General features: G+C 47.8%; 23 protein-coding genes and 1 pseudogene. 12 read left to right on the top strand and 12 right to left on the bottom strand.

All coding sequences use genetic code 11. The features are described from left to right. The first annotated feature begins 3 nt into the window (after window positions 1-3). The 4 genes from NX722_RS23700 to tnpC all read left to right on the top strand — a co-directional run bounded on the left by NX722_RS23700 (window position 4) and on the right by tnpC (window position 3457). Window positions 4-663 (top strand): TetR/AcrR family transcriptional regulator, encoded by a 660-nt coding sequence (locus NX722_RS23700; RefSeq protein WP_262565322.1) that lies wholly within the window; start codon window positions 4-6, stop codon window positions 661-663. A 486-nt stretch (window positions 664-1149) separates the two neighbouring features. Further along, complete coding sequence (gene tnpA / locus NX722_RS23705; protein ID WP_262565323.1) at window positions 1150-1491, top strand: IS66 family insertion sequence element accessory protein TnpA; 342 nt, start codon at window positions 1150-1152, stop codon at window positions 1489-1491. Further along, on the top strand, window positions 1488-1847 hold the full coding sequence (gene tnpB, locus NX722_RS23710) for an IS66 family insertion sequence element accessory protein TnpB (protein ID WP_262565324.1): 360 nt from the start codon (window positions 1488-1490) through the stop codon (window positions 1845-1847). Before tnpA ends, tnpB begins: the two co-directional genes overlap by 4 nt. A 56-nt stretch (window positions 1848-1903) precedes the next feature. Beyond that, window positions 1904-3457, top strand: coding sequence for an IS66 family transposase (gene tnpC, locus NX722_RS23715; protein ID WP_262565325.1), 1554 nt, complete (start codon window positions 1904-1906; stop codon window positions 3455-3457). A 136-nt stretch (window positions 3458-3593) separates the two neighbouring features. On the opposite strand, the gene pglZ is transcribed toward tnpC, so the two are convergent. The 7 genes from pglZ to NX722_RS23750 all read right to left on the bottom strand — a co-directional run bounded on the left by pglZ (window position 3594) and on the right by NX722_RS23750 (window position 10455). Further along, the gene (gene pglZ, locus NX722_RS23720) at window positions 3594-6206 is read right to left on the bottom strand and encodes a BREX-1 system phosphatase PglZ type A (RefSeq protein ID WP_262565326.1); all 2613 of its coding nucleotides are present in this window, start codon (window positions 6204-6206) and stop codon (window positions 3594-3596) included. A 155-nt stretch (window positions 6207-6361) separates the two neighbouring features. After that, window positions 6362-7210, bottom strand: a complete 849-nt coding sequence (locus NX722_RS23725; protein WP_262565327.1) for a DUF4435 domain-containing protein — start codon at window positions 7208-7210, stop codon at window positions 6362-6364. After that, window positions 7207-8259 carry an AAA family ATPase gene (locus NX722_RS23730; RefSeq protein ID WP_262565328.1) on the bottom strand — a complete coding sequence of 351 codons (1053 nt, stop codon included), beginning with the start codon at window positions 8257-8259 and terminating at the stop codon, window positions 7207-7209. Before NX722_RS23730 ends, NX722_RS23725 begins: the two co-directional genes overlap by 4 nt. Before the next feature lie 112 nt (window positions 8260-8371). After that, window positions 8372-9487 (bottom strand): AAA family ATPase, encoded by a 1116-nt coding sequence (locus NX722_RS23735; protein ID WP_262565329.1) that lies wholly within the window; start codon window positions 9485-9487, stop codon window positions 8372-8374. Window positions 9488-9591: 104 nt separating this feature from the next. Then, window positions 9592-9771: a BREX-1 system adenine-specific DNA-methyltransferase PglX gene (locus NX722_RS29115; protein ID WP_262565330.1), complete on the bottom strand. Its 180-nt coding sequence runs from the start codon at window positions 9769-9771 to the stop codon at window positions 9592-9594. Between the two features lie 205 nt (window positions 9772-9976). After that, complete coding sequence (locus NX722_RS23745) at window positions 9977-10219, bottom strand: DUF1819 family protein (RefSeq protein WP_262565331.1); 243 nt, start codon at window positions 10217-10219, stop codon at window positions 9977-9979. A gap of 2 nt (window positions 10220-10221) precedes the next feature. Beyond that, entirely contained in the window at window positions 10222-10455 is a 234-nt protein-coding gene (locus NX722_RS23750) for a helix-turn-helix domain-containing protein (protein WP_262565332.1), read from the bottom strand. Window positions 10456-11183: 728 nt separating this feature from the next. Between NX722_RS23750 and NX722_RS23755 the strand changes: the two are divergent. Then, window positions 11184-11797, top strand: a pseudogene (locus NX722_RS23755) (IS1 family transposase). On the opposite strand, the gene NX722_RS23760 reads toward NX722_RS23755, so the two are convergent. Next, window positions 11766-12365 carry a type I restriction-modification system subunit M N-terminal domain-containing protein gene (locus tag NX722_RS23760; RefSeq protein WP_262565333.1) on the bottom strand — a complete coding sequence of 200 codons (600 nt, stop codon included), beginning with the start codon at window positions 12363-12365 and terminating at the stop codon, window positions 11766-11768. The pseudogene NX722_RS23755 and the gene NX722_RS23760 sit on opposite strands and share 32 nt — an antisense overlap. Window positions 12366-12651: 286 nt before the next feature. Between NX722_RS23760 and NX722_RS23765 the strand changes: the two genes are divergently transcribed. The 3 genes from NX722_RS23765 (at window position 12652) to NX722_RS23775 (ending at window position 13562) form a co-directional block, all read left to right on the top strand. After that, complete coding sequence (locus NX722_RS23765) at window positions 12652-12882, top strand: hypothetical protein (protein ID WP_262565334.1); 231 nt, start codon at window positions 12652-12654, stop codon at window positions 12880-12882. A gap of 171 nt (window positions 12883-13053) precedes the next feature. Then, window positions 13054-13341 carry a BrnT family toxin gene (locus NX722_RS23770; RefSeq protein ID WP_262565335.1) on the top strand — a complete coding sequence of 96 codons (288 nt, stop codon included), beginning with the start codon at window positions 13054-13056 and terminating at the stop codon, window positions 13339-13341. After that, window positions 13338-13562, top strand: a complete 225-nt coding sequence (locus NX722_RS23775; protein WP_262565336.1) for a BrnA antitoxin family protein — start codon at window positions 13338-13340, stop codon at window positions 13560-13562. The genes NX722_RS23770 and NX722_RS23775 overlap by 4 nt, the downstream gene beginning before the upstream one ends. A gap of 198 nt (window positions 13563-13760) precedes the next feature. Here NX722_RS23775 and NX722_RS23780 read toward each other — a convergent pair whose 3' ends face one another. Next, window positions 13761-13985 (bottom strand): hypothetical protein, encoded by a 225-nt coding sequence (locus NX722_RS23780; RefSeq protein WP_262565337.1) that lies wholly within the window; start codon window positions 13983-13985, stop codon window positions 13761-13763. Between the two features lie 32 nt (window positions 13986-14017). Then, the gene (locus NX722_RS23785) at window positions 14018-15655 is read right to left on the bottom strand and encodes an IS1634 family transposase (RefSeq protein WP_262564376.1); all 1638 of its coding nucleotides are present in this window, start codon (window positions 15653-15655) and stop codon (window positions 14018-14020) included. A 69-nt stretch (window positions 15656-15724) separates the two neighbouring features. Between NX722_RS23785 and NX722_RS23790 the strand changes: the two genes are divergently transcribed. Then, window positions 15725-16138 (top strand): thioredoxin family protein, encoded by a 414-nt coding sequence (locus tag NX722_RS23790; protein WP_262565338.1) that lies wholly within the window; start codon window positions 15725-15727, stop codon window positions 16136-16138. Between the two features lie 13 nt (window positions 16139-16151). Here the strand turns inward: NX722_RS23790 and NX722_RS23795 are convergent, their stop codons facing one another. Beyond that, the gene (locus NX722_RS23795; RefSeq protein WP_262565339.1) at window positions 16152-19415 is read right to left on the bottom strand and encodes a S41 family peptidase; all 3264 of its coding nucleotides are present in this window, start codon (window positions 19413-19415) and stop codon (window positions 16152-16154) included. A 157-nt stretch (window positions 19416-19572) separates the two neighbouring features. Here NX722_RS23795 and NX722_RS23800 point away from each other — a divergent pair, with 157 nt between their 5' ends. The 3 genes from NX722_RS23800 to NX722_RS23810 all read left to right on the top strand — a co-directional run bounded on the left by NX722_RS23800 (window position 19573) and on the right by NX722_RS23810 (window position 24982). Next, window positions 19573-20640 (top strand): autotransporter outer membrane beta-barrel domain-containing protein, encoded by a 1068-nt coding sequence (locus tag NX722_RS23800; RefSeq protein WP_262565340.1) that lies wholly within the window; start codon window positions 19573-19575, stop codon window positions 20638-20640. Between the two features lie 76 nt (window positions 20641-20716). After that, the gene (locus NX722_RS23805; RefSeq protein WP_262565341.1) at window positions 20717-23302 is read left to right on the top strand and encodes an autotransporter family protein; all 2586 of its coding nucleotides are present in this window, start codon (window positions 20717-20719) and stop codon (window positions 23300-23302) included. Window positions 23303-23344: 42 nt separating this feature from the next. Further along, on the top strand, window positions 23345-24982 hold the full coding sequence (locus tag NX722_RS23810) for an IS1634 family transposase (protein WP_262564376.1): 1638 nt from the start codon (window positions 23345-23347) through the stop codon (window positions 24980-24982). 107 nt (window positions 24983-25089) lie between these two features. Here NX722_RS23810 and NX722_RS23815 read toward each other — a convergent pair whose 3' ends face one another. Next, a complete protein-coding gene (locus tag NX722_RS23815) occupies window positions 25090-26055 on the bottom strand; it encodes an SIS domain-containing protein (RefSeq protein WP_262565342.1) in 966 nt (321 codons plus the stop codon). Between the last annotated feature and the right edge of the window lie 5 nt (window positions 26056-26060).

Consider the following 26060-nt stretch of genomic DNA (forward strand, 5'->3'; position numbering starts at 1 on the left):
TAAATGACAGACGATAAAGCATTAGCTGCCCCCAAAGCTCAACAGCCCCAGCGTAAGCCGCAGGCACGAAGTCTTGAGCGTCGCCGTGCAATTCTGGATGCGACCCGAAAGTTACTGGAAACGAATACCGTCAGTGAGATTTCCCTATATCAGGTTGCTGAAAAAGCAGAAATACCACCGTCGTCTGTTTACCACTTTTTCCCAAAAGTGGATGCCTTACTTAATACTCTGGTTAAAGAGGTTTTTGCTGAGTTTGATACGATTCTTGATCAACCACTGAAAGTAGAAAACATTGGTCACTGGTCAGATATTATGCGGCAAATACAGGCACGTTACATTGATTATTATCAGCAGCATCAATATGCCCGGGATCTGATTCTTGGACAGCATATTGTTAGCGCCATTCATCATGCTGACTACCTGCATGATGAACAGCTTGGATGTCGTATCCGGCATTTTCACGAACAGTTTTATCAACTTCCACCCTTGCCAGAAGAGTACAATATCTTCGCTATAGCCTTGCAAATAGCTGATAAGGTGTATTCAATTTCTCATCAGGAATTTGGCAATATCACCGACACTATGGCTCAAGAAGGAATCAATGCTTGTCTGGCTTATCTCAGACAGTACCTTCCTGAAAATATGTGCCTCCAAAATAACTAAACTTCCAATTTTTTTTGAAATCATAAGGCCTTAACTCACCGCATTTCGTTTCTAACAGATTACGGCTAAACCAGCCATCTTGGTATAGTCACGTTTGACATTTTTGGTTGCAATGAGAATTTTTCAGGCTTTTGAAATAGTGTGGCCACGGCAAATCGTCTTATTCCAAGCGAAGCAGGCCATATAAAGCAGCTGACCTCATCAAACTCTGGCTCATTCTGAAGTCGATCAAGAAGGTGTGGATGCCGTTCTATTATTTCAGTATCACTTAACCCGGAACATGGCTTGTTGTGTTGTTGTAAATACCCTCGAAAAATTTCAGCAACCCTCTGTTTTGAGCGTACTGATAGCTGACGGAAATCATAAACATTTTGCCCCTGAACTCCGCCCGACCAGTTTTTTTCTGTAAGCGTCAGGCCAACTCCATCTACTACCCCACTGTAAAATCCTGAACACTAATGCTTCTAAACATTCAGGAATGTTGCCATGACAACCCATCGCCCCACCGATTTCTGGAAACACCATATCCGAGCCTGGAACAAAAGCGGGCTCTCCCAGTCCGAATATGCCCGCAGGCATGAACTCCCGGTTAAAACATTCGGATACCATAAAAGACGCCTCGATAATCAAAGGATCATTCAGTCCGCTCTCAATTCAGAAGAGCAGAAGCCTTTGATTCCTGTTTCTGTCGCACAAGAACCGGAACCTCAAAAAACATCGGAAACAGGCATCACCCTTGTCAGCCCCGGCGGGCTTCGTGTTGAGCTAGCCTCCGGATTTGACGCAACGGCTTTAAAGCAGGTTCTCAATATTTTGGAGGTCGCATGATTGGTGCATCTTCATCTCTCAGCGTTTACCTGGTACCCGGCGTGACGGATATGCGCAAGTCTATTGACGGCCTGTCTCTCATCGTCAGTGAAGTGCTGGAACTGGACCCGTTTTCCGAAAGCCTGTTTGTCTTCTGCAACCGGGGGCGCAATAAGCTCAAGATTTTGCACTGGCAAACCAATGGCTTCTGGCTCTACTATCGCCGCCTGGAAAAGGGCTGTTTTAACTGGCCTCGTCAGGACGCTCCGGATCAGGCCATCGCATTAACCCGCCGTGAACTAAACTGGCTTCTGGACGGGTTGCCGGTAGAGCAGAAAAAAGCCCATCAACCTCTGCACTACCAGCCTGCCGCCTGAATTTCCATGACCTGCTTCAATGCAAACTACAGGGCACTTGTCGGATAATAAACGACATGAATACGATCACTACGCCAGACAGCCCGACCTTTGAATCGCTTCAGTTGGAAATTATCCAGCTGAAGACGAAACTGGCGTGGTATGAAGAACAGTTCCGGTTATATCAGCATAAGAAATTTGGTTCCTCCAGCGAACGTTTTGAAGATCAGGGACTGCTCTTTAATGAAGCGGAAGAACTGGCTGAAGAAGCCACTGAAGAAGAGCAAGAGCCTGAAACCCAAACCATTGAGGCTCACCAGCGGAAAAAGCCTGTCAGAAAAACATTATCTGAAGACCTGCCCCGTGATGTTGTAACGCTGGATGTCTCCGAAGAAGAAAAACAATGCGACTGCTGTGGCAAAGAGCTTCAGGCGTTTGGTCACGAAAGCAGCTGCAAGCTGGATATTGTTCCGGCCCAGGTTAAAGTCATTGAATTTCAGCGGTTAAAGTATCGCTGTGAGTGCGAGTCTGGCGTCAAGACCGCGCCGATGCCGAAACTGCCTATCCCCAAGAGTATTGCCACCCCCGGCCTGCTGGCCTGGATTATCACCAGTAAATACTGTGACGCCCTGCCACTGTACCGTCAGGAGTTTATCCTCAAGCGCATGGGCGTAGAGATCCGTCGTGCGTCAATGGCTGAATGGATGATCAGGGTGTCGGTTTTACTTCAGCCACTGTACGACACTTTACAGAAGATGCTGGTTAAGCAGCCATGCATCCAGGCGGATGAAACACCACTACAGGTATTGAACGAACCTGATCGTACACCGCAAAACAAGTCCTACATGTGGCTGTATCGTACGACAGGACAGCTGGGCTCTCCCGTTGTGTTGTACAACTACCAGTCAGGTCGGGATCACGGACGACCACAGGCATTTTTGTCGGGTTTTAGCGGCTATTTACAATGTGACGGCTTGCCTGCCTATAAAACCCTGAGCAGCAAGCAGCCGGAGATTGAACTGGTTGGCTGCCTGGCGCACGCCCGCAGAAAATTCAAGGAAGCTCTGGACGCCATCCCAAAAAAGAAGGGCGTACCACAGACTAAAGTCAGCAAACCGGCCCAGGTGCTGAACATGATCCAGACGCTCTACGCCATAGAGCGAAGGATCAAAGACAAATCCGTTGAAGAACGCTTCCAGATCCGGCAATCGGAAAGCCGACCGGTTATGGATAAGCTGAAAAAATGGCTGGACAGGCAGCAACCCAAAATAGCCCCGAAAAGCAGGCTTGGCAAAGCCATTACTTATGCACAAAATCAGTGGTCTTACCTGATGCGCTACCTTGATAGTGGGCTGCTGGACATTGACAACAATGCCGCAGAGCGAGCGATAAAACCCTTTGTGATCGGTCGCAAAAACTGGCTCTTCGCCCAATGCGTAGATGGAGCCAAAGCCAGCGCAGTGTTGTACAGCCTGATCGAAACGGCCAAAGCCAACGGTCTGGAGCCTTATGCATGGTTCCGCTACGTACTGTCTAAATTACCTCAGCTATCCAAAGGCAGCAGTGTCGAACACCTGTTGCCTATGAAGCTCACACAGGATGATTTAAAAATAGCGGATTGGTGGAAATAGGGGTAGATGGAGTTCACCAACCGCTTACGTACATGGGCTTGCTCTACGCAAGCCTCGCTATCCATCTCCATCCAAACCTTCAAAGGTCGCTCCGCTCTCAATGAGAGGCTAGGGATGGAGAATTTCGCAAGGTTTGTTAAAAGTCCATACCAAAGGCCAGGTTGATAGTCACACTTACCCGGGCTTCCTCAACGCCGGTTTCTGCATTGTGAATTACCAATGCATATTGTCCCTGACTGTCGTAATCCCTGTTCTTCAGGGTCAGCCATAACGTTTGCAGCTTGTCATCCAGACTGCTCGAAGTGCTGGATAACTTTAACATTTCAACATTACTCACGGGCTCCTGCCCGGAACTCAGGTCATACAGACCAACTTTAATGGTCAAAGGTTTAACTCTTTCGCTTACCGATTCTGTCTGAACCAGCTGGAATCGATAACGCAGAGTGGAAATACGGAAGTTTTGCCCCATAACCGTGACGCCTGTGGTTCTGCTGACAGCCCCTTCAGCATGTTTGCCTTTCAGCTGCTTAACATTCAACACCGGCACCACCACTTCCTGTGGCATAGCTCCGCCGTGAACAAAGCGAGCCCCGCCAATGAAGTGAAAACGGCCAATGCCTTTTGGAATCCAGAAACCCATATCAGTATCTGCGTCCGAAGTATCAGAAACCTGCCCCGCATAAGCACTGTTATTGACAGGCAGATTACGTCCCAGAACATAACGTTTTTTCTGTTCAACCAGATCGGCAGCCTCTGCACGACCAAGGTTGTTGATCTCTGTTGGCGCACTTTCCTGATAAAGGAAACCATGATCAGCGGTGACAAACACCTGGGTGCCGTTAAGGCTTTTCAGAATCCGGTTGCAAATGGCCGACAGTTCGTCAATCGAGTCACGTACCGCATCAAAAGTGCCGCTTTCTGTACTGCCGCTGTCTCCTACCGCATCGACCTTATTGTGATAGATGTATACCACCTGCCAGGGCTTAATAAATGCCCGGCCTTCATCTTTACGCATCGCCATAAAGGTTTCCGCTTTAATGGCCGTACCCTTCACTTTTGCCAGCAAATTACAGCGGTCTTCCAGCGAGGCCGATGACTGACCATCAACCATGACCCTTTTATCTTTATAGGTAATGCTACTGTGCGGGAGCAGTGCTGCCATACCCAGTTTTGTGTAGGAAGGTAAGACACCCAGCTGGGCACCAAGGTCTGCACTTATCCGATTACTGCCATTAAGTTCCCGTGCCAGCTCTTCAGCGGCTTCATATCGGAAAGCATCGCTGATCACCACAAATACCCGGCGATCTCCCGGCTTGTCGAGAACAGGCTGAACTTTTGTACGGAAAAAGTGCTGTTGAGGTGCAACACCATTAATACGCCAGTGTTCCAGCAATGAACGACCAGTGTCCGATTTTTCTTCCAGCACTTTTCCCCAGGCCAGAGAAAACGGTGTTAAATAACGCTGGTTATAACGGGCTTCCACTTCAGCTAATAATGGTTTCAGCAGATCCCAGCCATATTCACTGACGGCCATAACCGCTTCACACACCTGACGGTAATACTGGTCAACCTTATAAAAAGTCTCACGGTACTGGGTAACAGCCTCTTCTGCAGAACCAAATGAAAAAGCATCCTGCTGAGTCAGCACCATAAAACGGGCTGCAACTTCCAGGGCTTTATAAACATTCTGGAAGGCCGTTCTGGCTGCATCTTCATTATCTGACAACAGCACACTGGCCCAATAGCCACTTTGCCGCGCTACCACCCGTTCACAAAAGGCCAGCTCATCCAGACTGTCTGCCTCAGCCAGTAAGCGATCCCGCAAACGACTGGCAACAAACTGCTCGACCAGTAAGAAGGTTCTGGTTTCAAACAGGTTGTCGACATTCAGCTCTGGCAAATGTTCTTCCAGTTTAAGAACTCTGGCAGCCTGAGCGCTGAGCTTGTCATAACCAAAAGAGCTGGTTGCACTGTCACGCCAACGACCCAGACAAACCACCACATTGCTTTCACCGAATGAACGCAGTAACAAGGCATGCATACTCACCGGAACAGCCCCGACACTATGATGGAAATCTGTGACCAGCATACTGAGCAACAGGTTTTTTAATGAAGGTTCTGTTGTTTCGTAGCCAAAGCCAGCTTTCACCTGTTCCCAGAAGCTTGCTTCAAGGTCATATTTAGTGAATTCAGCCAATGATTTACTTTCAGCTTCTAAAGAACCTGCCCGGGCCAGCTCCTGAAATAACGTTATGACCAGTGAAGTCAGGTCATTGGTTTCACACTTCGCCAGAACCGCCATCATTTTCCGGTCCAGTATTGTCGCGGTATCGGAAGAATCTACTCGCTTCTGCAAAGCAGTCAGGCGAACCTTGCTGGCAAAGAATTTTTTCCGCAGGCTGATATGATCCCGCAGCGTCATGGTTTCCAGGCCCAGCTGTTGCAAAATCTGTGAGCTACGATCTGCTGCAAAAGGAGCAGCATAAAAGCGCACATCCAGCAGCCAGTCTTCCTCTGTCGCAGGCCTTGGATAAGGCTCATAAACCAGGAATTGCTGGTCAGCAGCACCCAGCTCAAGCTCCACTTTCACCTTCAGCTTGGGTTCTATATTAAGGTCTATCAGCTTTACACCTGCCGGTAGCAAAGACTCAACCGACTCCTGATATTCACCATCAGGGTCTTGCCAGAACACAACCCGGTTATCCTGGAACAGTCGGGTCAGGTTTTCCTGAATTTCAGGGGATTGCATAATGCTTTCTCATAACAATCAGCCCCGTGTTGACTATGACAAGGCGGGGCTGATATTGGTCATTTCATCTGTTTGCAGAATGTTAGTTGCCTGACACTTCATCCAGCCTGTCTTTAAAACGGGTAAGGCTGGGCATATCAGTAATCTGCTCTATATTAATCTCTCGACTCTGTACTTTCTCTGCTGGCAAGCTCCATTTTCTCCCATAGCGGGTGCAGGTCATCTGGCACCAACAAACTGTTGATAATATCCGTTTGCCGTCTTGCGGCTCGCTCTTGCCCCAGAAAGTCATTCAATACCGAGTTCACAACGGTATCGTAAAATTTTTTGCCATGTACGAAACGGCTTAACTGTTCAGCTACTTCTAACGACTGTGCTTCCTGAAGCCGCTGCTGATAATTGTTGAAAATATCAACAGGTTCAAGAAAATCATGCCACTCTGTCAGTTTTTGCTGAACTGCCGCATCGTCAGTCACAATATCCGGGGAAAGCAAAGCCTCTTTGAACCCGAGTGAGCGTAAACCTTCCCAAAGAGGATTAACTACAGACCAGAGCGCACCATGCTTAATCCAGCGCGTCAGATCATCGGTGAGCAGCTCTTTAAAGACATGAAAGCCACCCTGCACTTTACTTTGCTGTATAGGAGGAAGAGCCTGCCAAAGTTCTTCTGGCACAATCAGATAGTTTTCAATGCAGTACCTTGGTAAAACCCAGAGGTTTTCCTGACCAGCTTCAAGTTCTGCAATACGATCAGAAGACCATTCATCCCGGTCAATAACACCAAGCCAATGCGGTTTTTCCTGCAAGATTTCAAGAACCAGAGATTTTTTGCCAGCCTCCGCAACCACCCACTTATTTTCCCACTCGGCACCAAAAGATTTTGTCATCCAGACACTAAAAGCTGCTACATCATCAGTGCCTTCTACCAGCAGAACCCGATGACCGGTATTACCGATCATTTCTTCTTCAATTTCACGTATACATCGACTACTGGCTTTACTCACTGGGTAGCCTCCAGCTCAAAACGCATGCCTTTGTTCTCGTAGCGTTTCCATACATCTGGCGAATGGGATGTTATTAATAGCTGACCTTTCCGCTTCTGCACCAGCTGTTCGAGATTCGCTAATAAGGCATTAACGAGAGACGGATGAAGGTATAAATCGGGCTCATCTATCATTACCACGCAGCCATTCTCAGCCCAACGACTGATCATATAAACAAGAATTAAAACCTGGTGCTCTCCTGCGCTAAGCTCATCAAGGGAATGATGAAACCGCCGCTGCCCCTGTACTCTAACCCGCAGGCGGTTCTCACCAGGATGTACTTTTGTATCAATGACCTTGCCTGCCAGAAAATTGTTCAGGTCATTAACAACGGCTGAGAACTTTTTGGGCTGAGTGATTTTAAGATTCAATAATGAAGACTCAAGCTGACCTTTCCAGTCCTCTGTAGCCTGATAGCGTGTCAGCCAGCGCAAAGTCGGTTGGTCAGGTAAATGTTCACCGACATTTCTCCTGGGGGTTACCCAGCGACGCTCTTCTGCATCCAGATAGACAACATTAGGGACGTCCACCTGGTCAAAAGACACTACCATTTTGTTTCGAAGACCAGCCCAAATATCAAGACACTCCGGGTCTGAAATAAACCTTGACTTGCGTTTTGAACGGGCACTTATCGTGTGAAGCTCTCCCATCCAGTCAGAACAATGGTGTTGGATTAAGAAGTTATTTACCCAATCCTGTTCACCGAACACCAAGCCGAAATACTTATTCGGGCCAGACATCTGATGCTCAATAACCACAGACAGACCTTCCCACTGTTGCAGCCAGGTGCGGGCAGGATGCTTTGCTGGCAATGGCATTCTTCGATCCAACCAATAACCAAAAGCGTCCCATAACATGGATACCGCCCTGAGTACTGTTGACTTGCCACAACCATTAGGGCCGGTGAACAAAACCAGATCTTCGATACCACCTTCCCAGTTATCGGATAAATCGATGGTTCGGGTTCCGAGAGGCCCGACCTCTTTAAAGTGCAATGAACATACTTTCATAAAAAAATCCCTGTCACGGTGTTCGGGCTAAAGCGATCAACTCATCATGAAATTACTTGGCACTGGGCCCCGCCGGATGCTGTGCGGCAGCTGCTTGAAATAAACCCGACCTTCACCATGGCAACTCCCCGTCAAAGAAGTTCATCAGCCAGACTTTATCAAGATTCAGATCACCCAGTTCAACGCCATTGAGTGCTGCATTTTTCAGTTGAGTTTTACCGCCAACCTTATTAATTACCCATAACTCACTCTGGCTACCACTACGAACGATAGACTCGCTGTGTGTTGTTACAAAAACAGGGTGTTCTGTCGAGGCATAGTCCCGCATGAGAGAAACCAGTTCTGCAATGGCCTGAGGATGGATGCCTCGCTCGGGTTCCTCAATAAAAGTAATTCCCAAACCACCTTCCCGACTCAGTACTGCTGTCATAATACACAAGGCATAAATAGTGCCGTCCGAAATCAAATTGGCAGGGAAAAAGTCCTTTGTGCCTTCTTCCTTAAACTTGATAATGGTGCGTCCATCCAGGCGCTGCTGTTCTGTAGTGACCTTAGCCATGCCTGGAACTAACAGCTCTATCCACTCCAGAATCTCTTCCCGGAAACCCCGGTTTTTTTCCAGCACTGAAAGCATCGTGGCAACATTACGACCATGACCGTCTAGCTCGGAAGCATCAGCCGAAGCGATATCAGGCTCTTTTGCCCCCAAAGGATCAAACCGAAACACACGGATATTAGCCAGAAGTTTGTAGATGGGTAAAAACTTCGCCAGCATTAACGCCGAAAGTTCATCCGGATAATCCGGCAGTGTCTGCATTCCCTGCTCAGCGGCTAACTTAATGGTTGGCGCATCACCACGTTTTCGACGAATGAACACTTCACCATCAACGGTCAGTTTCTCTTCCAGTTGCGGAGCTGCGTCCATCTGAAACAGCTTAATAGAATAATGGTACGTCTTTTCCTTCAGCAGAATCTCAATCTCAAGGGCAGCCGTTGTGGCTCGTGCCTTGCGGAATTTGAAACAATGGATCTGGCTATATCCACCAAAAGCACGAATAGCCTGCTCGGCTCCGGAGCGAACAATGGCACTAAAAAAAGCCAACCCATCGGCAAGGTTACTTTTGCCGGAACCATTAGGCCCGGCAAACATGGAGAACGGCGAAACATTTTCCAGAACAATGTCCGCAGCACTTTTATAACCCTGCAGACGGATTTTCTTTATATTCATGCTTTCTTCCCGGTCACGTCCTTCACATTGGCCAGCAGGGTGCCGAACTTGCCGTAGTTCACTTTTACCCCGTCATCCAGGTCGAGGGTAATGCGCTGGTCGGTTTAGTGGCGCAATTGTTCGTCGTATTTACGCAGTTCCAGTTGCTGGTTCTGGCGCAGGGTCAGTTCCTTTTCCATTTTTTTGCGGGCTGAAGTTGAACTGGCGGCTTCGATGTTGTCCCGCAACAGCTTGATCAGGCTCTCGTACTTGCCCAGCAAAGGCTGCACATAGTCTACCCGCATTTGTGACAGTGTACCTTCATTGTAACGGTGCAGGTAAACCAGGCACTCAAAGGCCTTGTATTTGCCGGAGCTGAACAGCCAGTAAATCGGACGTTTCTTGTAGGTTTTCAGATGGCCCTTGAAAAAGTCTTTGCTCAGGTAGCGGCGTAAAGTATCGGCAGGTGCTTCGCTGGCTTTTTTGCCCAGACCTTCTGCCAGTTACTTCTCAACCGCCAGTGTGAACAAGCTTCCAAAGCTCTTCATTCACTGTTTTCAGGCGACTGCGGATGACTCCTGCAACAATCAACGCACTATTTGTGGTGCGACGTTGCAAGATGTTTTCATCCACTATCTGCCGTTTCCATTCAGCAGGTGAAGGTTCCTGAAGTAAAATACCCGCAATAATCTTGCTTTCAGGGATAAGGAGTGATCCCTTGGTAAAATTTGCCGGATACACATTTTGAGCCATTTTCACTCTTCTGCCTCTTCAGGAATACGCAGCAGAAGATCACCCGGCGTGCACTCAAAGTAACCGCACAGGCTGCTGATAATCTCTGTATTCGTTTTGTAGCCGGGGACATTGGCAATACGGTTTAGTGTCGCGCGACTTATACCGGTAGCTTCAGAAACTTCACCAAACGTTATACGGCGGCGCTCTTTGAAGGATTTTTCATCCAGTTTCTGTTTGAGCAGGACTCGGATCATGGCGGCTGGTGTTCTGTAATATCCATTGGGCAAGATGAAGAAGTGAATAACTGCTTCACAAACGATGCATTATGCGCTCTGGGGATGCAATACGGCAAGTAACAAACAAGTTCTGGCAGCTCTATAGCGGTTGCATTAACCATAAACAGTCAAAGTCGCTACATAACCCCAATCGATCCATCAGGCCGTTTCTCACATGCTGCTTCATGATTTTTGATCATGGTATTCAACTCCTCTATTTTCTGATGCTCTAGTACCTCCCCGCAGTAGCTACAGGGTCTGGCCCACGCCTGAGAATTCAGATTGTAATCATATGGAGCAAGCTCAGCGATTCTTATCATTTTCTCTATCGCCTGCCCCAATGTCACATTGCGACTTTCAGAATATTTTTTTAACTGCTCGGAAATGCGTTTTTCAATCTGGAGGGTCCGTTTACCATCATTCGCAACTGACCTGCCTTTTATGTGTTTTCGTTGTCTGACATTTCCACAGATCCGCTTCCAACCTCCTTGTGTCAGATATGTGCGACTCCAGACACTGAGAGCCCGACAATCCCCCTGCTTAATCTTTTTGAATTCTTGTTCAGCCTGATCTTTCTCCTGAACAGAGTTGCCATTTAATAGCCAATCCGCCAACTGATTATTTTGAATTTTCGGGTCATGAATCAGATGCGTTGATCTCGTATATTTTTCGGAAGAGCTTTGCTGATACTCTATCTATTTTTCCCTATGGCAATCATTAAAGTCGTATGTGTTCACTGTAATACCACAGATGGCGTTGTGAAAAATGGCAAAGCACCCTCAGGTATGCAGCGTTACCTATGTCGAAATTGCAAACACAGCTTCCAGCTTGAGTTTCTCTACAACGCTAACAAACCAGGCAACCACGAGCGCATAGTGAGCATGGCTATGTAACGTCACTCCCTTTCGACAATGAAGAGCTGGTGCTAATCTGCCAGATGGATGAACAATGGTCCTATGTTGGCAATAAGAAAAATCAGCGCTGGCTGTTCTACGCATGGGAGCCTCGCTACCAGAGGGTAATCGCACATATCTTTGGACGCAGAACGAAGAAAACCTTGAAGAAGCTGATAAAGTTGGTCAAACCCTATAAGTTCAGGTTCTACTGCACCGATGATTGGAAACCCTATGGCTCAGAGCTACCGGCACAGAGCCATATTATCAGCAAGAAACTGACACAAAGCATCGAGAGAAACAATCTGACACTTCGTACACGTCTTAAACGATTAACCCGTAAAACTATCTGCTTTTCTCGCTCAGAGGAACTGCACGATAAGGTGATCGGAGAGTTTATCTCACGGATGTGGTATCAACCTGTTTGAAACGTGACCGCTGCACCAGCGACACCGGCGTAAAAAACTCACCGCCGTCGTGTGCGTCCTGGTCGGCGAACTGGGTCAGGAAGTATTCGTAGATACGGCCAAAAATATCACCACTGGCCTTTTGCAGCTCTTCCGGGTTCAGGGTGTTTAACAGAATCTTCAGGACATCGTTGGGGATATTGCGGTATTCCTGCTTGGGCAGCTGCCCTTTCAGGTTTTCGTACTCCGACTCGATGGACTCCATGGCCTGAATAATGGCCTCGCTGCGATCATCGGAATCTGTCAGCGCAATCAGGTGGTCAAACTGAGCCTCTTCTTTCAGATAGATGGCGCTTTTGCCCGAAAAATCCTGCTTGGTGATTTTCCGGGTCTTACCGCCACGGCTGGGGAGGCTGGCAACAATATCATCCCGCACAGCCAGAAAGCGGCTGTAGGCATGGCGCAAGAAAATCAGCCCCATCACCGGCAGAAAATATTCGTTACTGGCCAGCTCTGAGTTACTCCGCAGCGTATCAGCAGACTTCCACAGACGTCTTTCTATGGCTTCAATATTTTCCAGTTGGGACATGCTTTCTCTAAAGCTGTAAAGCGATTGGCAGCCTCAAATTCTGCTGTTCTACTTGGAATGATGAGAGCCTGCGGGGTTGGTTTATCCGGGGATTTTACTGATTCAGGGAGGGGGGTTCCAGCCTCTCATATCCGGTTACCTCTTTTGCCAGTGTGGGCGTCAGCAAGTATGCCGATCATTGTGGCGGGGCGCATGGTCATTGCTTGTCCCGCTAACGGGTTAATGTTTTTCACGAATGCACGATATGTATTTGTGCAGTGCAACTTACAACACTTCAGGAATGGATATGAATAAATTAATAACAGCTGTCGCTCTCTCTCTATGTTCGTCAGTAGCATTTGCCAACGGCGGGAGTGGAGGGTCAGGTGGTGTTCCTTCTCTGCCCTGTTATGTCAATGGCAAGGTTATCAGTACGAATATACTGGTCACTACCTGTCAGTCAAAACACAAAGGTAGCCCATCTAAAAAATATTCTTACGTTAGTGAATCAAAAGATCAAAGAAAGGCTAATCGTTGATGTTGCTACAGGAACGAAGTCGTTACCGTTCCTGTTTTTTCTTTAAGTCTCGTTGTCTATAAGGTCTCTTTCAATGAGCCAGAGGCAGCTTGCAGTTCTTCTTTCAAATAAAAGCCGATATGGCTCAAAGCGCCAGCTTGACAGACCCTGCTTGGTACATACAATGTATGTATGATTAAGTTTGAATGGGATCAGACTAAAAACCGATCCAACCAAAGAAAACACGGAGTCTCCTTCGAGGAGGCAAAAAGCGTATTTTACGATGAATACGCTGTTCAATATTATGACGAGAAAAATTCCGGGGCTGAGGATAGGTTTTTGATGGTTGGTTTCAGTCAGGAATCCCGCGTTCTTCTTGTGTGTCACTGCGAGAGAAATAATGGTCGATCCATCCGGATTATCTCAGCTCGAAAGGCCACCAGTAATGAACGTAAACAGTATGAAGGGAGCTTATCATGAAAGATGAATATGACCTCTCAAAAATGAAGTCCCGTAAAAACCCATACGCATCTAAACTGAAAAAATCTGTGACCATGCGGCTTGGCGAAGATGTCATAAACTATTTTAAAAACATGGCAGAAGAAACGGGTGTCCCTTATCAAAGCCTTATTAATCTTTACCTCAGGGACTGTGTGGCTCAACACCGTAAGATCGATATCTCGTGGCAACCCAGGCCATAGCAATAAAATCCAGCGGAACCACCTTTGCCGCCAACGGATTCCCAGAGAAAATAGTGATACGCCAAGGGAAAATTCAGCGAGCCAGAGCAAGCTTGCTGTTCCACTTCCTTCTGGTCAGAACATGGCTTAAGCGTCGGTCATACAGGCGAATCGCGGCTCTTTTGCGGGGAAGGTGGGTGTGTCGATCATAATGTTTCTTCACCACACCCGTTTGGTCATGGGACTGTAGCTGGTCATTATCTTCAGGCTATCCAGCCGCATCTCCTTGCCTGCTGCTGTGTAAAAAGGCCCCGGAAGGTCTCCATTATGATCCTGAACCATCCGCATTGTTGTACGAATCAACATTTTCAGGCGTTGACCTGCCGTAGCAATCATCATGCGCATCAGACAGGCATTAATAACCCCAACTTTATCTGTAACCATTGTCCCTATGTTACCGTCATTCAGCACCTATATCAGGAATAAATCTCTTGGTACGGTCGACCAAGAATTGAAATGATGGTTAATTGCCTCTCCTGCAAGCCAACGACATGTTTTTCATGACCATCGACCAATAAAACATTAATTCCCTGAAAGCAAAAAAATACCCAGCGTGCAGTCGGATTCTGATAGGGCTTTCGCTTCATATCCGGAAAGAACCTACTCTGACGCTTTAATTCATGCCTGATTCGATGCTGTATCGCTGCGTAGACTAACAGGCAAAGCGTCATCACCATAAGCAACGCTTCTATACGTTCCGGCTTCTTTAAAAACAGCGAGGAGACCAGAAATTCAGGGCTTTTAAGAAACCGAAATCCACGCTCCACCGACTGCTGTGATTTATAAGTGCTCAACACTTCTGCTGAACTTAGCCGGCTCCTGTCCAGATCATTTGTTGCCAACACAAAGCACCCCAGGGAAGCCTCTGCTACTTTACGACAGTCAACGGATACCCAAGGATGACCGCTGACATAATACTCCACGCTATCTGGTTTGCTGTCTTTCTCCGGACGTCCCACTTTGGTATAGCATGGTTTTGTCGTAATTACAGGTTCTGCCTGACAATAATTGCTTTTTGATTGCCACTCATTGAACGCACGCAATGCGTCCGTTTCACACTTGAACGGTTTCTTCGCCAGCTTGCTGGTCAGTGCTTCCGCTTCTTTTTCTGACTTTTTCAACAGTTTTTTGAGCAGTGTTTTCTGTTCGCTTTTCCGAGCCTGTTCACTGCGAATCAGAACCCACCGTTGAGATACATCCGCATAGTCGGACAGTACTTCGCAGCTCTCATAACCTTCGGCATCTTCAACCGGTGTCATCGCACAAGAAGCGACACTGTCCACAAGCTCTCTTGCGGATTTTATTTTAGCCGGAACCCGGGTGATGAACTGTTGCTTTTGCTGATGCAATATCTGTACATTGTCTGTTGTATAAAGTGCAGCATCGCCGATCAGGTAACGATTATTCAGCGCCTCTTTGTAGCATTTCAAATGCTTGCTGATGACTTTTTTAAAATTAGTGTTGTCGTTTATATTGCCACTGGATGCGGCCATGAATACGGGAATACCCGCCTGATTTTCAGTCATTAGGAGCAGTATCGCCTGATTTAATTCAGGTCGGTGATCTCTGCTGTATCCACGACAGATTTTAATGCAGTTCAGATCTTCTTCATCGACTTCAGACTCACTGTTATAACGACCGTCCACATGAAAGCTGGTTGAATCAAGATTCAGAGCATTACACGGCAGTTTCAAGACATTAACGGCCTTGACAGCCAGTGATAAATAGACCTCACTTACACCCAGTTCAAAAATTTGATCCAAGGCTCTGCCGAGTACACTTTCGTTGATATGTTCCGGCTCTATACCCGGCCGAATAAGTTTATCCAGTGGTTTGTCGGCGTGAAACTCAGGGAACATGTGGAGTGTGCGAGCAGTGAAGCCCAGTCCGTTAAGCAGCATTGAGACAACGGTTTCTCCGAAGGAAATCTTTCTGGTTTCAGATTGGTTGGGAACCAGAGAATCCAAGAGGTTAGCGATCCCGAGCTCTTTGCACATACCGGCCACCAACCCCGTATGGTCGATGCGTTGAATGTGAAATTGATGAGGTTGCATGGCATATGCTCAGTCTGAAAATTTTTTACATTTTAGATGGTTTTAGGAAATTCTCAGATTAAGTGCTGAATGACGGATGTTAAGAAGATTGGAGATCGACTGGCTGAAGATACTCGCACATTGATGGCGGAAGGCATTAATGTCCTTGCCATTATGCCTAACGACTACAAAGCATACCCGGAAGATTCTCCGGAAAAGATGAAGCAGTTTGCCAGTCAGCATGGCTTTGACTTCCCTTATCTGATTGATGAAGACCAGTCCGTCGGCAAACAGTACGATGCCGTTTGTACGGCCGATTTTTTCGGTTTAAATCGGGAGGGCAGGCTTCAGTATCGCGGCAGACTGGATAATGCCCGAATGGACGATCCGTCTGACCGGGTTCCGGAGTTGCTCAATGCCATGCGAACCATCGCAGCCACCGACAAAGGCCCGGAGGATCAGCAGCCCGGCATGGGGTGTTCAATAAAATGGCGAGAGAATTGAACACCCATTTCTCCTATGGGCGGGCAATGGGGAAATCAGGTCTTGCAGGCGTTTCTACAGGCTCTTTCTCCAGCTTCTTAAGCAGAAACTGAATGGCCTTGTCCAGCTGAGAGTCACTGCCGCTGAAGGTAGAATAGGGCAGGTTATCAATCTGAATATCAGGTTCTATGCCCCAGTTTTCTGCCAGCCAGCGACCATTGGCTCTGTAGCCTGCGATGTAGGGAACAGTAACATACCCCTGATCCATCAGTTCAGAGAAGAACATCCATATTCTCCCGCCCCAGGTGCGAGTGCCAATAATGGTCGCCAGCCCCAGGTTCCGCAAGTCTTCAGCCAGTTCTTCCGCATCAGAAGCGGTATGCTCGTTGACCAGAACAACGATATGCCCCCTGAAGGCGTATGGCATATTCCAGTCCACGGTGGAGCCCATAGTGCTGTTGAACGTTATGGCTTTTCTCTGCAGACGACTGGTAATCCAGCTGTCAATGTTTCCGCCAGAGTTGTTGCGCAGATCCAGTATTAATCCGCCACGGTTAAAGACGGGGTAATACTGTTGTACCCACTGTTCGAAATTATCGGGTTCCATGCCTCTCAGGTGAACATAGCCAAGCTTTCCCTGCCCCTGGTGTTCGGTGCGCTGTTGCCGGTCGTACACCCAGGAATCGTAGCGCAGTCTGGCAGATTCCTGAGGCAATATTGGCCAGACAACCTGTTCTATGGGGTCTGGAATACCCGGCTTTTTAACGGTCAGCAGCACCTGCTGGTTTTCTTTGAACGTTAACCGTTCTTCTATCGGTTGCTGACGACTCAGCGGCAGTTTGTTGATGGCCGTAATGCTGTCCCCTTCTTCAATCTGAATGCCAGGGCGGGCTAACGGGGAGCGCTTCAGGGGAAAATCAGGGTCGGTTTTATAAATTTGATCAATGAGTAATCCTTTATCTTCCTGTGAGAAGAGAGCCCCCAGAGAGCTTTCTATACTCCACTTGTCGTTGAATCGCAGGTCACCGCCATCAATCTCGAGATGAAGAACCCCCAGCTGTCCGATCATGCTGCCAATAAGGTGATTCAGGTCACTTCGGTTTGTGACCCGGTTCAACATCTGCAGGTGAGTATCCAGCTGTGCAGGCCAGTCTGTGCCATTCATTGAACGGTCAGCAAACTGATTTCCCAGCAAAGACCAGACATTAGACAACAGCTGCCGCCATTCGTCCTGTGGAGAAACGTAAACCCGCCATTGTTCAAGGGATAAAGGATTGATGTCAATATTGCTTTCAGGCACGCCAACAGGGATCAGGGCGAATTCGTCATTGTCACCATGGATCAGAAGCTGTTCTCCGTATTTGGACGGCTGATAACCCGTGAGGCCTGAAGCAACAATGAAGGGTTGATTGTCCGGGGCATTACTGACTTCCAGGCTGTAAAGCGTGAACGTACTTTCAGTGTCTGGTTCCCCCCAGAACAGGTAGCTATCTGAGAAATCAAGACCATAATAATTGCCGGGAGGGACAGGCACCTGGTACAGGCGATCCTGCAGGCCATTCATTTGAACAGTAATGCGCTGAGGCTGTTCTTCTTTAGCGGGTTTTCCCTGCTGCTCTTTTTCCAAAAGCCGTGCAGTTTTCTGCTGCAGAACTTCATTTTCAGGCTCAAAAGGCCAGATTGCCTCCGGGTCCATGGCCACCATGAACAGACCTCGGTTTGTGTCTGAATAAGGCTCTGGCTGATTCGAGCCGAAAGGGTTTTTTACTTTGGAGTGGAAGAATCGCTCTGAGATAAACATCAACCATTTGCCGCTGGAACTCCAGACGGGAAAGCCGCTGTCAGTACGATCGCTGGTAATAGCCGTCAGTTGATTGTCGGAGAGGCTGAACAGATAGATTTGCTTTTTACGGTTGCTGGCCGGGCTGGAAAAGGTTAGCCACTGACTGTCCGGAGACCAGCTGAACTGACCAGGATAGATTTCCTGTGGTTCAAATTGCCTGATGGCTTCTGTCATGCCCGATTGAATATGGGTCAGCCATACGGTCGCATCAGAATCTGTCCAGGCGAAAAATTCGTTATCCGGTGAGATAACCGGAGCTTCAATCACCGTTTTGTCCGTTTGATGAATTTTTACGGGCTGCTGACTGCCATCAGCAGGCAGTAGCCAGAACGACTGATAAATGCCTTCTGAAGCCAGTCCCAGAAGGTGAGGGGAATGGGTTAAATGCTGGGCTGATTGAAAGAAAATGTCTTTTCCCGGACTGGGAATGGAAACCGTTCGACCATCTTTCACAGGCAGCAGGGTTATCTGTCCTCTTGCTGTCAATACCAGTTGGGTAGAGTCTGGAGACAGGTCATAGCTGGAAAGATAAGCCGCAGGCCAATGCAGCCAGTGTGGTCGCCGCTGCTCAAAGTCTGAAGCGAGTGTGATCTGGATTTTTTCTGGTTTGGCGTCAGTCTGTTTCAGGTCTAAAGCGAAGAGGTCTGGCCCCAGCTGGTAAACAAACTGGCCATCGTCCTGTGCTGGATACTCGATATCCAGCCCCTTATGAAAGGTATGCTGAATCAGATTTTGACCATCCGTATCCATTGACCATAGATTGCCGCTTCCGTCCCGGTCACTGACAAAATAAACCCGTTGATTCCAGAACATAGGGTGCCGGCTGGTGCCGGGAAAATCTTTGGTGAGTGGGATGGCTTCCTTACCATCAAGATATTTCCAGATATTTTGAGCAGTTCCTCCCTGATAGTGCCTGATATTATGGAAAGGACCGGAAAGGCGTGTAAAAAAGAGCGCTCTGTTGCTGTTCGGGCTGGCACCAAAACTGCCTTCGAAGGCCTGAGCCAGTGGTATCCAGTTTCGCACACGGGTTTCAGTGTCCAGAGTGACCAGCTGAAAGTTTTCACCAAACACGGTGCGCTCATTGGTGGCGTAAAGAATCTGCCGGTCATTAATCCAGCCCCGGGGAATCACCTGGCCTTCTGAATAGGTCAGCCGTTTTGGCAGACCTCCGGATATTGGCATGATGTAGAGATTGTCTGGCCCGTCGTATTCGGCAAGAAATGCCACCTGTTGACCATCGGGAGAAATAGCTGGTAACACTTCCCGGCCGTGATTGGTCGTCAGGCGTGTGGCTGTTCCTCCTGCCAATGTTGTTTTCCACAGATCACCTTCTGCTGAGAAGACCACCGTGTTTTTGTGAATGCTGGGATACCGATAGTAGCCTTCATTACTGGCACTGAGAGAAGCGGAAAAAAAGAACCAAGGTACCAGAAGAAAAATGAGGGAACGCATACCAAGCCTATTGTTTTGATTTTATGTAATTAAGTTAGCAGTTATCTTCTGGTTCTGTTTCCAGTCAACAGGCTTATGAGCTAAAGACTTTTATACAATGCCGAAAAACGATGAATAGGACACCAATAAAAGGCGACAGGATCTTCGGGAGGCAAGGATGCCCTGTAAAAATCTGGCTCATTTATTTCCACTGGCGCTGTTGTGTGTGGCGGCTTCAAATACCCATGCACAGCAGGAAGTTGATTTGGCTTCAAACACGTTCATGTCTTTGCAGATGAGCCTGATTGCCCAGCAGGAGGCTGAGTCAGCCCCCCTGCAGCGCCTGAGTACTTCCAGGCATTTTGGCAGAGACTTTTCCTATGTTGATGATCCAGTAGACATGGGAGTATGGGTGCAGATGCTCGCTTCTGGTACGTCTCAGGACAGCTGGAAAAGTGACACAGGCAACACCTTGTCAGGTTTTGATGCTGACGCAGATGGTTTCACGCTGGGGCTTGATCGCTCGGCAGTAAGAGGCAATAACGAAATCACTTATGGCGCCGCATTTACGATTGCTGATGTAAAAGCTGACAAACAGAAATCGATGGATGATAACCGCCTCAAAAACTATCAGCTGAGTCTGTATGGCTCTTACACTCGTGATGAGTGGTATCTCGACGGCGTTATTAACTATGGGCGGAGTCAGAATGATCGCACACGGTATATAGAATCATCGTCTTCAGCAGAGGCTGAATTTACCAGTAATAACTATGGCTTAAAGCTATTGGCCGGATTTAATTACCCTTATTGGAGTACGATATTTCAGCCTGTGATTGGCTTTAATTATTCTCGTATTACCATTGATGATTACAGGGAAACGCTTACCGGTAATGTCGGACAGGTACAGTCGGTTAGCGGTCAGACCTATCAGAAAATGGAGTTGGGCGCAGGGTTGGAAATGAGTCAGATATACGCCTTGCCTATGGGAGATTTAGAACCTTCTGCCCGGATTATGGGCTGGTATGACATTAAGGGAGACAAGGTTAAAGCCCGTTCGACCTTGATGGGCAGTGAAGAAGCATTGAATGCTGAGGCAGGCGAGCCTGTCAAAGACAGTTATTCGGCTTCTTTTCATCTTACCTACCGGCGGCTTGATAACCTGTCGGTGGTTTTGAGCTATGACCTTAGTCAGAAATCCGATTACAGAAATAATAGTTATTATTTGAGAGTGGAATACGATTATTAGTTTAAAAAAAGCGGGGCAGTCCCTCACATCTGTCCCGCTTTCCAAAAAAAGGTGACAGGATCTTCGGGAGGCAAGGATGCCCTTTAAAAATCTGGCTTATTTATTTCCACTGGCGGTGTTGAGTGCGGCGGTTGCCGGTGTTCATGCCGCACAGGATTTTGATATACCGGAAGGGGAGTACCGCCTTACCTCTGGATCTGACTCCGCACTGGTCATCATTCGTTCCAGCTATCCGGATGGCCATCGTTTCAAGGTGCCTATTATAGGTACTGTGAATCTTCACGGTAGCCTGATTATGGATAATGGCGAAACGGCCAGCGGCATATTATTTGATGAAAGGTCGAAACCTGATGTTGATGTCAACATCACTCGGTCGGGCAAAATCCTTATCAATCAGGGACTGGGAGCCAATATTAAATACGGTCGTTCAGCCCTTTCCAGCGTAAGTAATAGAGGCTACCTGTATAATAGGGATTCAGAAATTATCAGAATCGCTCCGGATAGTTCCGACCCGGCAACGAGAGTGGACGGGGACATAACAAATGAATCTCTGGGCATCATGGAAGGGGGCATTGCTTTAAAGCTTTTCGAAGGTGAAATGCATGGCGACTTTACCAATAAAGGCATAATAAAGACGACGGGGCCTTCTGGTATTTCACTGTCTAATGCTGCTTTTTATGGAAATATTATTAACGAAGGGACCTGGACCAATAGCGGCTATGCTCTGAAGCTTGGTGACATTACTACCTTCAGTGGCAATCTGGAAAACAGTGGAACCATAACAGCGTCTGCCGGTCTGGTTCGAATCACTGGTGACAATTCTGAATCGAACGATCCTTTTGTAAATTTTGAAGGCAGCATCATCAATAAGTCATTCGGTGTTATGACCGCAGAAAGCGGACATGGCTTTGAATTTAAGAACGTGGCGTTTGATGGCGGTATTGTTAATAAAAATTTAGGCAGCATGATTGCCAGAGAAGAAGGAAAAGCCCTGATTTATGTTGGTGCGTCATCAGGTAGTGATATCTCTGACAATGAAGGAAATATCACCGACGGTGTGACGAATGAAGGGTTGATGTCAGGCTATTATGTGGCCCGGAACGACAACCTGACCCATACACTGGAGGTCACAAACGAAAGCTCAGGTTTGATGACGGGCAGATTTCTTGGAAATATCAACTTTTATAACCATGGCTCATTTTACACTGAACGCGGCACCAGCCTGACTGGTAATTTTACCCACACAGCGCTGCTTGAATTCAGTGTCGATTCTGCTGCTTCAACAACTCCCGTCATGGATGTCAGCGACACTGCAACGTTGTCGTCTGGCAGCACTGTAGTGGTGGTACCGGACTTTGAACTCTACAAAGACACATCCCGTCTGGCTGGTGAATCCTATCAATTGCTGAAAGCAGGTACTTTGACAAACAATGGTGCCAATGTTCAGGGGGGAGTGCTAACAACGGTCAATGTGGTTAACGATACCGGTAATACATTGACAGTGACCATTGACCGAAAAACCCCTGAAGAAGCGTCTTCAGGTTCAGAGGCTACCGAAACAGTGGTAAAAGCGGCTGGTCGTTCAAAGCCTCTTTTTGACTTGTTAGCGGGTACGACTTCTAAGGCTCAGCTGGAAAAGCTGGTTCAGGAAAACTGGGTGAACAACAGTCACTCAACACAACTGATGAACCTTATTGTTCAGGAAGAAGCGGTGTCAATCCCCCTCCAACGTTTAAGCAATGCCCGAAGTCTTGCCCGGGGCATGTCTTTTGGCGATGAGCAGGCAAGCAAAGGCATCTGGATGCAGGTGCTGGCTGCAGGTGCTTCGCAGGACAGCCGGAAAAATGAGAACGGTGATACCTTATCAGGTTTTGATGCTGATATAGACGGCTTTAGTCTGGGGCTGGAAAGTTCGCTGGATAAAGGGGGTTACGACATCACTTATGGTGCCGCCTTCACGGTTGCTGGCGTTAAAGCCGACAAGCAGAATTCGATAGACGATAACCGCCTCAAAAACTATCAGCTGAGCGTGTATGGCTCCTACACTCGTGATGAGTGGTATCTCGACGGTGTTCTTAACTACGGGCGCAGCAAGCATGAGCGTGCGCGTTATGTTGAATTACCAGGAATAGACCTGTCTCCCATTGAGTCTGACTTTAACAGTAATCATTATGGTCTGAAGCTCCTGGCCGGGTTTAATTATCCCTACCTGAATACAATGTTCCAGCCTGTGTTTGGCTTTAATTATTCCCGGATTGTCACTGACGATTACAGGGAGAAAGACACCGGTAACATCGGTTTGGCCCAGTCCGTCAGTGGCCAGACGTATCAGAAAGTCGAGCTGGGTGCAGGGCTGGAAATGAGCCGGCTATTCGAAATAGCCCAGGGTACGTTGGAACCTTCAGTTCGTATTATGGGCTGGTACGATATAAAGGGCGATCGGGTTAAAACGGATTCGATACTGATTGATGGTGGAGGCTCGTTAAACTTCGAGGGAGCAAAACCTGTCAGAGACAGCTATTCAGCTTCGTTTAGCCTCACCTACCGGAGGTTTGACAACCTGTCGATGATGCTTGGTTATGACCGTCACCAGAAATCGGGCTACAAAAGCAATAATTACACTTTTAGCCGTCATTCAGCACTTAATCTGAGAATTTCCTAAAACCATCTAAAATGTAAAAAATTTTCAGACTGAGCATATGCCATGCAACCTCATCAATTTCACATTCAACGCATCGACCATACGGGGTTGGTGGCCGGTATGTGCAAAGAGCTCGGGATCGCTAACCTCTTGGATTCTCTGGTTCCCAACCAATCTGAAACCAGAAAGATTTCCTTCGGAGAAACCGTTGTCTCAATGCTGCTTAACGGACTGGGCTTCACTGCTCGCACACTCCACATGTTCCCTGAGTTTCACGCCGACAAACCACTGGATAAACTTATTCGGCCGGGTATAGAGCCGGAACATATCAACGAAAGTGTACTCGGCAGAGCCTTGGATCAAATTTTTGAACTGGGTGTAAGTGAGGTCTATTTATCACTGGCTGTCAAGGCCGTTAATGTCTTGAAACTGCCGTGTAATGCTCTGAATCTTGATTCAACCAGCTTTCATGTGGACGGTCGTTATAACAGTGAGTCTGAAGTCGATGAAGAAGATCTGAACTGCATTAAAATCTGTCGTGGATACAGCAGAGATCACCGACCTGAATTAAATCAGGCGATACTGCTCCTAATGACTGAAAATCAGGCGGGTATTCCCGTATTCATGGCCGCATCCAGTGGCAATATAAACGACAACACTAATTTTAAAAAAGTCATCAGCAAGCATTTGAAATGCTACAAAGAGGCGCTGAATAATCGTTACCTGATCGGCGATGCTGCACTTTATACAACAGACAATGTACAGATATTGCATCAGCAAAAGCAACAGTTCATCACCCGGGTTCCGGCTAAAATAAAATCCGCAAGAGAGCTTGTGGACAGTGTCGCTTCTTGTGCGATGACACCGGTTGAAGATGCCGAAGGTTATGAGAGCTGCGAAGTACTGTCCGACTATGCGGATGTATCTCAACGGTGGGTTCTGATTCGCAGTGAACAGGCTCGGAAAAGCGAACAGAAAACACTGCTCAAAAAACTGTTGAAAAAGTCAGAAAAAGAAGCGGAAGCACTGACCAGCAAGCTGGCGAAGAAACCGTTCAAGTGTGAAACGGACGCATTGCGTGCGTTCAATGAGTGGCAATCAAAAAGCAATTATTGTCAGGCAGAACCTGTAATTACGACAAAACCATGCTATACCAAAGTGGGACGTCCGGAGAAAGACAGCAAACCAGATAGCGTGGAGTATTATGTCAGCGGTCATCCTTGGGTATCCGTTGACTGTCGTAAAGTAGCAGAGGCTTCCCTGGGGTGCTTTGTGTTGGCAACAAATGATCTGGACAGGAGCCGGCTAAGTTCAGCAGAAGTGTTGAGCACTTATAAATCACAGCAGTCGGTGGAGCGTGGATTTCGGTTTCTTAAAAGCCCTGAATTTCTGGTCTCCTCGCTGTTTTTAAAGAAGCCGGAACGTATAGAAGCGTTGCTTATGGTGATGACGCTTTGCCTGTTAGTCTACGCAGCGATACAGCATCGAATCAGGCATGAATTAAAGCGTCAGAGTAGGTTCTTTCCGGATATGAAGCGAAAGCCCTATCAGAATCCGACTGCACGCTGGGTATTTTTTTGCTTTCAGGGAATTAATGTTTTATTGGTCGATGGTCATGAAAAACATGTCGTTGGCTTGCAGGAGAGGCAATTAACCATCATTTCAATTCTTGGTCGACCGTACCAAGAGATTTATTCCTGATATAGGTGCTGAATGACGGTTTTAGAATGAAGTACGACTTTTAAAAAAACGGGGCAGCTCCCTACTTCTGCCCCGTTTCCCCCTCCTCCTTTTTATTGATTTCTGGCTCAGGACTCCAGTGCTTTCCGGCAGGCATCAATGGTAACCACACCAATCACATGATTATGGGCATCCTGCACGACCAGGGCGCGAATCTTGTTTTTGTCCATCAACGCTTTGGCATCGCTGGCGCTGGCTTCTTCCTTAATACTGATCGGCGCGCCATTCATGATATTACGAGCCGTCATCCCGCTCAGACTGTCGACGCCAGACAGCCCACGTCGTAAGTCACCGTCGGTAATCACGCCTGCCAGGTCGTCATCATCCATCACCAGACAGATTTTGGAGCCGGTGGCTGTCATAGCCTGCATCACATCACCGATCTTACTGTCAGGCGCAATACGGCCAAAGTTGTCGGCGCTCATGATGTTGCGTACCCAGGTGATTTTCTGGTCTTTTCTCAAGCCTTCCAGATCGCTGGCCTGGAATCGGTGCAGAGCTTCTGCGAGCAGGTCGCCGATAGCCAGCAGAACCGTGGTGTAGGTGGTGGGTGCGTGTTCCTGGTCTGCCGGGTCTTCAGTCACACTGGCGTCGAGTACGATGTCAGCCTGTTCTGCAACGGGGCCTTTTGGATCGCCAGTAATAGCAATCACTTTGTTGCCCACATGTTTGACAACCGGATACAGCCTTATCAGCTCTTCGGTCATGCCACTGTACGACAGCATAATAATAATATCGCCGCTACCCACCATGCTCAGGTTGTCGTGCCAGGCATCAGCAGGGTTAATCAGATGACAGGAAAGACCAGCGTTATACAGGGTGGCCGCAATTTTTCGACCAATATGACCGGACTGGCTCATACCCAGCATGATCACACGACCACGGCAGCCGGTCAGGAGCTGGACGGCGTCAGTGAATTCACCATTGATACGTCCCTGAAGTTCCTGCAGGGCTTCTATCTGGCGGGTAACACTGGCTTTCATACTTTCGTTCATGGTCATCTCCAGCGGCGTGGTCTTATTATGTATGGCCATAGGTC

Origin of the sequence: Endozoicomonas gorgoniicola, assembly GCF_025562715.2 — a bacterium.
Lineage (GTDB): Bacteria > Pseudomonadota > Gammaproteobacteria > Pseudomonadales > Endozoicomonadaceae > Endozoicomonas_A > Endozoicomonas_A gorgoniicola.

Coding starts and splice junctions, on each gene's coding strand:
- NX722_RS23700 (WP_262565322.1), top strand. CDS start 4: ATGACAGACGATAAAGCATTAGCTGCCCCCAAAGCTCAACAGCCCCAG.
- tnpA (WP_262565323.1), top strand. CDS start 1,150: ATGACAACCCATCGCCCCACCGATTTCTGGAAACACCATATCCGAGCC.
- tnpB (WP_262565324.1), top strand. CDS start 1,488: ATGATTGGTGCATCTTCATCTCTCAGCGTTTACCTGGTACCCGGCGTG.
- tnpC (WP_262565325.1), top strand. CDS start 1,904: ATGAATACGATCACTACGCCAGACAGCCCGACCTTTGAATCGCTTCAG.
- pglZ (WP_262565326.1), bottom strand. CDS start 6,206: ATGCAATCCCCTGAAATTCAGGAAAACCTGACCCGACTGTTCCAGGAT.
- NX722_RS23730 (WP_262565328.1), bottom strand. CDS start 8,259: ATGAAAGTATGTTCATTGCACTTTAAAGAGGTCGGGCCTCTCGGAACC.
- NX722_RS23735 (WP_262565329.1), bottom strand. CDS start 9,487: ATGAATATAAAGAAAATCCGTCTGCAGGGTTATAAAAGTGCTGCGGAC.
- NX722_RS29115 (WP_262565330.1), bottom strand. CDS start 9,771: ATGCGGGTAGACTATGTGCAGCCTTTGCTGGGCAAGTACGAGAGCCTG.
- NX722_RS23745 (WP_262565331.1), bottom strand. CDS start 10,219: ATGGCTCAAAATGTGTATCCGGCAAATTTTACCAAGGGATCACTCCTT.
- NX722_RS23750 (WP_262565332.1), bottom strand. CDS start 10,455: ATGATCCGAGTCCTGCTCAAACAGAAACTGGATGAAAAATCCTTCAAA.
- NX722_RS23760 (WP_262565333.1), bottom strand. CDS start 12,365: ATGTCCCAACTGGAAAATATTGAAGCCATAGAAAGACGTCTGTGGAAG.
- NX722_RS23765 (WP_262565334.1), top strand. CDS start 12,652: ATGAATAAATTAATAACAGCTGTCGCTCTCTCTCTATGTTCGTCAGTA.
- NX722_RS23770 (WP_262565335.1), top strand. CDS start 13,054: ATGATTAAGTTTGAATGGGATCAGACTAAAAACCGATCCAACCAAAGA.
- NX722_RS23775 (WP_262565336.1), top strand. CDS start 13,338: ATGAAAGATGAATATGACCTCTCAAAAATGAAGTCCCGTAAAAACCCA.
- NX722_RS23780 (WP_262565337.1), bottom strand. CDS start 13,985: ATGGTTACAGATAAAGTTGGGGTTATTAATGCCTGTCTGATGCGCATG.
- NX722_RS23785 (WP_262564376.1), bottom strand. CDS start 15,655: ATGCAACCTCATCAATTTCACATTCAACGCATCGACCATACGGGGTTG.
- NX722_RS23790 (WP_262565338.1), top strand. CDS start 15,725: ATGACGGATGTTAAGAAGATTGGAGATCGACTGGCTGAAGATACTCGC.
- NX722_RS23795 (WP_262565339.1), bottom strand. CDS start 19,415: ATGCGTTCCCTCATTTTTCTTCTGGTACCTTGGTTCTTTTTTTCCGCT.
- NX722_RS23800 (WP_262565340.1), top strand. CDS start 19,573: ATGCCCTGTAAAAATCTGGCTCATTTATTTCCACTGGCGCTGTTGTGT.
- NX722_RS23805 (WP_262565341.1), top strand. CDS start 20,717: ATGCCCTTTAAAAATCTGGCTTATTTATTTCCACTGGCGGTGTTGAGT.
- NX722_RS23810 (WP_262564376.1), top strand. CDS start 23,345: ATGCAACCTCATCAATTTCACATTCAACGCATCGACCATACGGGGTTG.
- NX722_RS23815 (WP_262565342.1), bottom strand. CDS start 26,055: ATGGCCATACATAATAAGACCACGCCGCTGGAGATGACCATGAACGAA.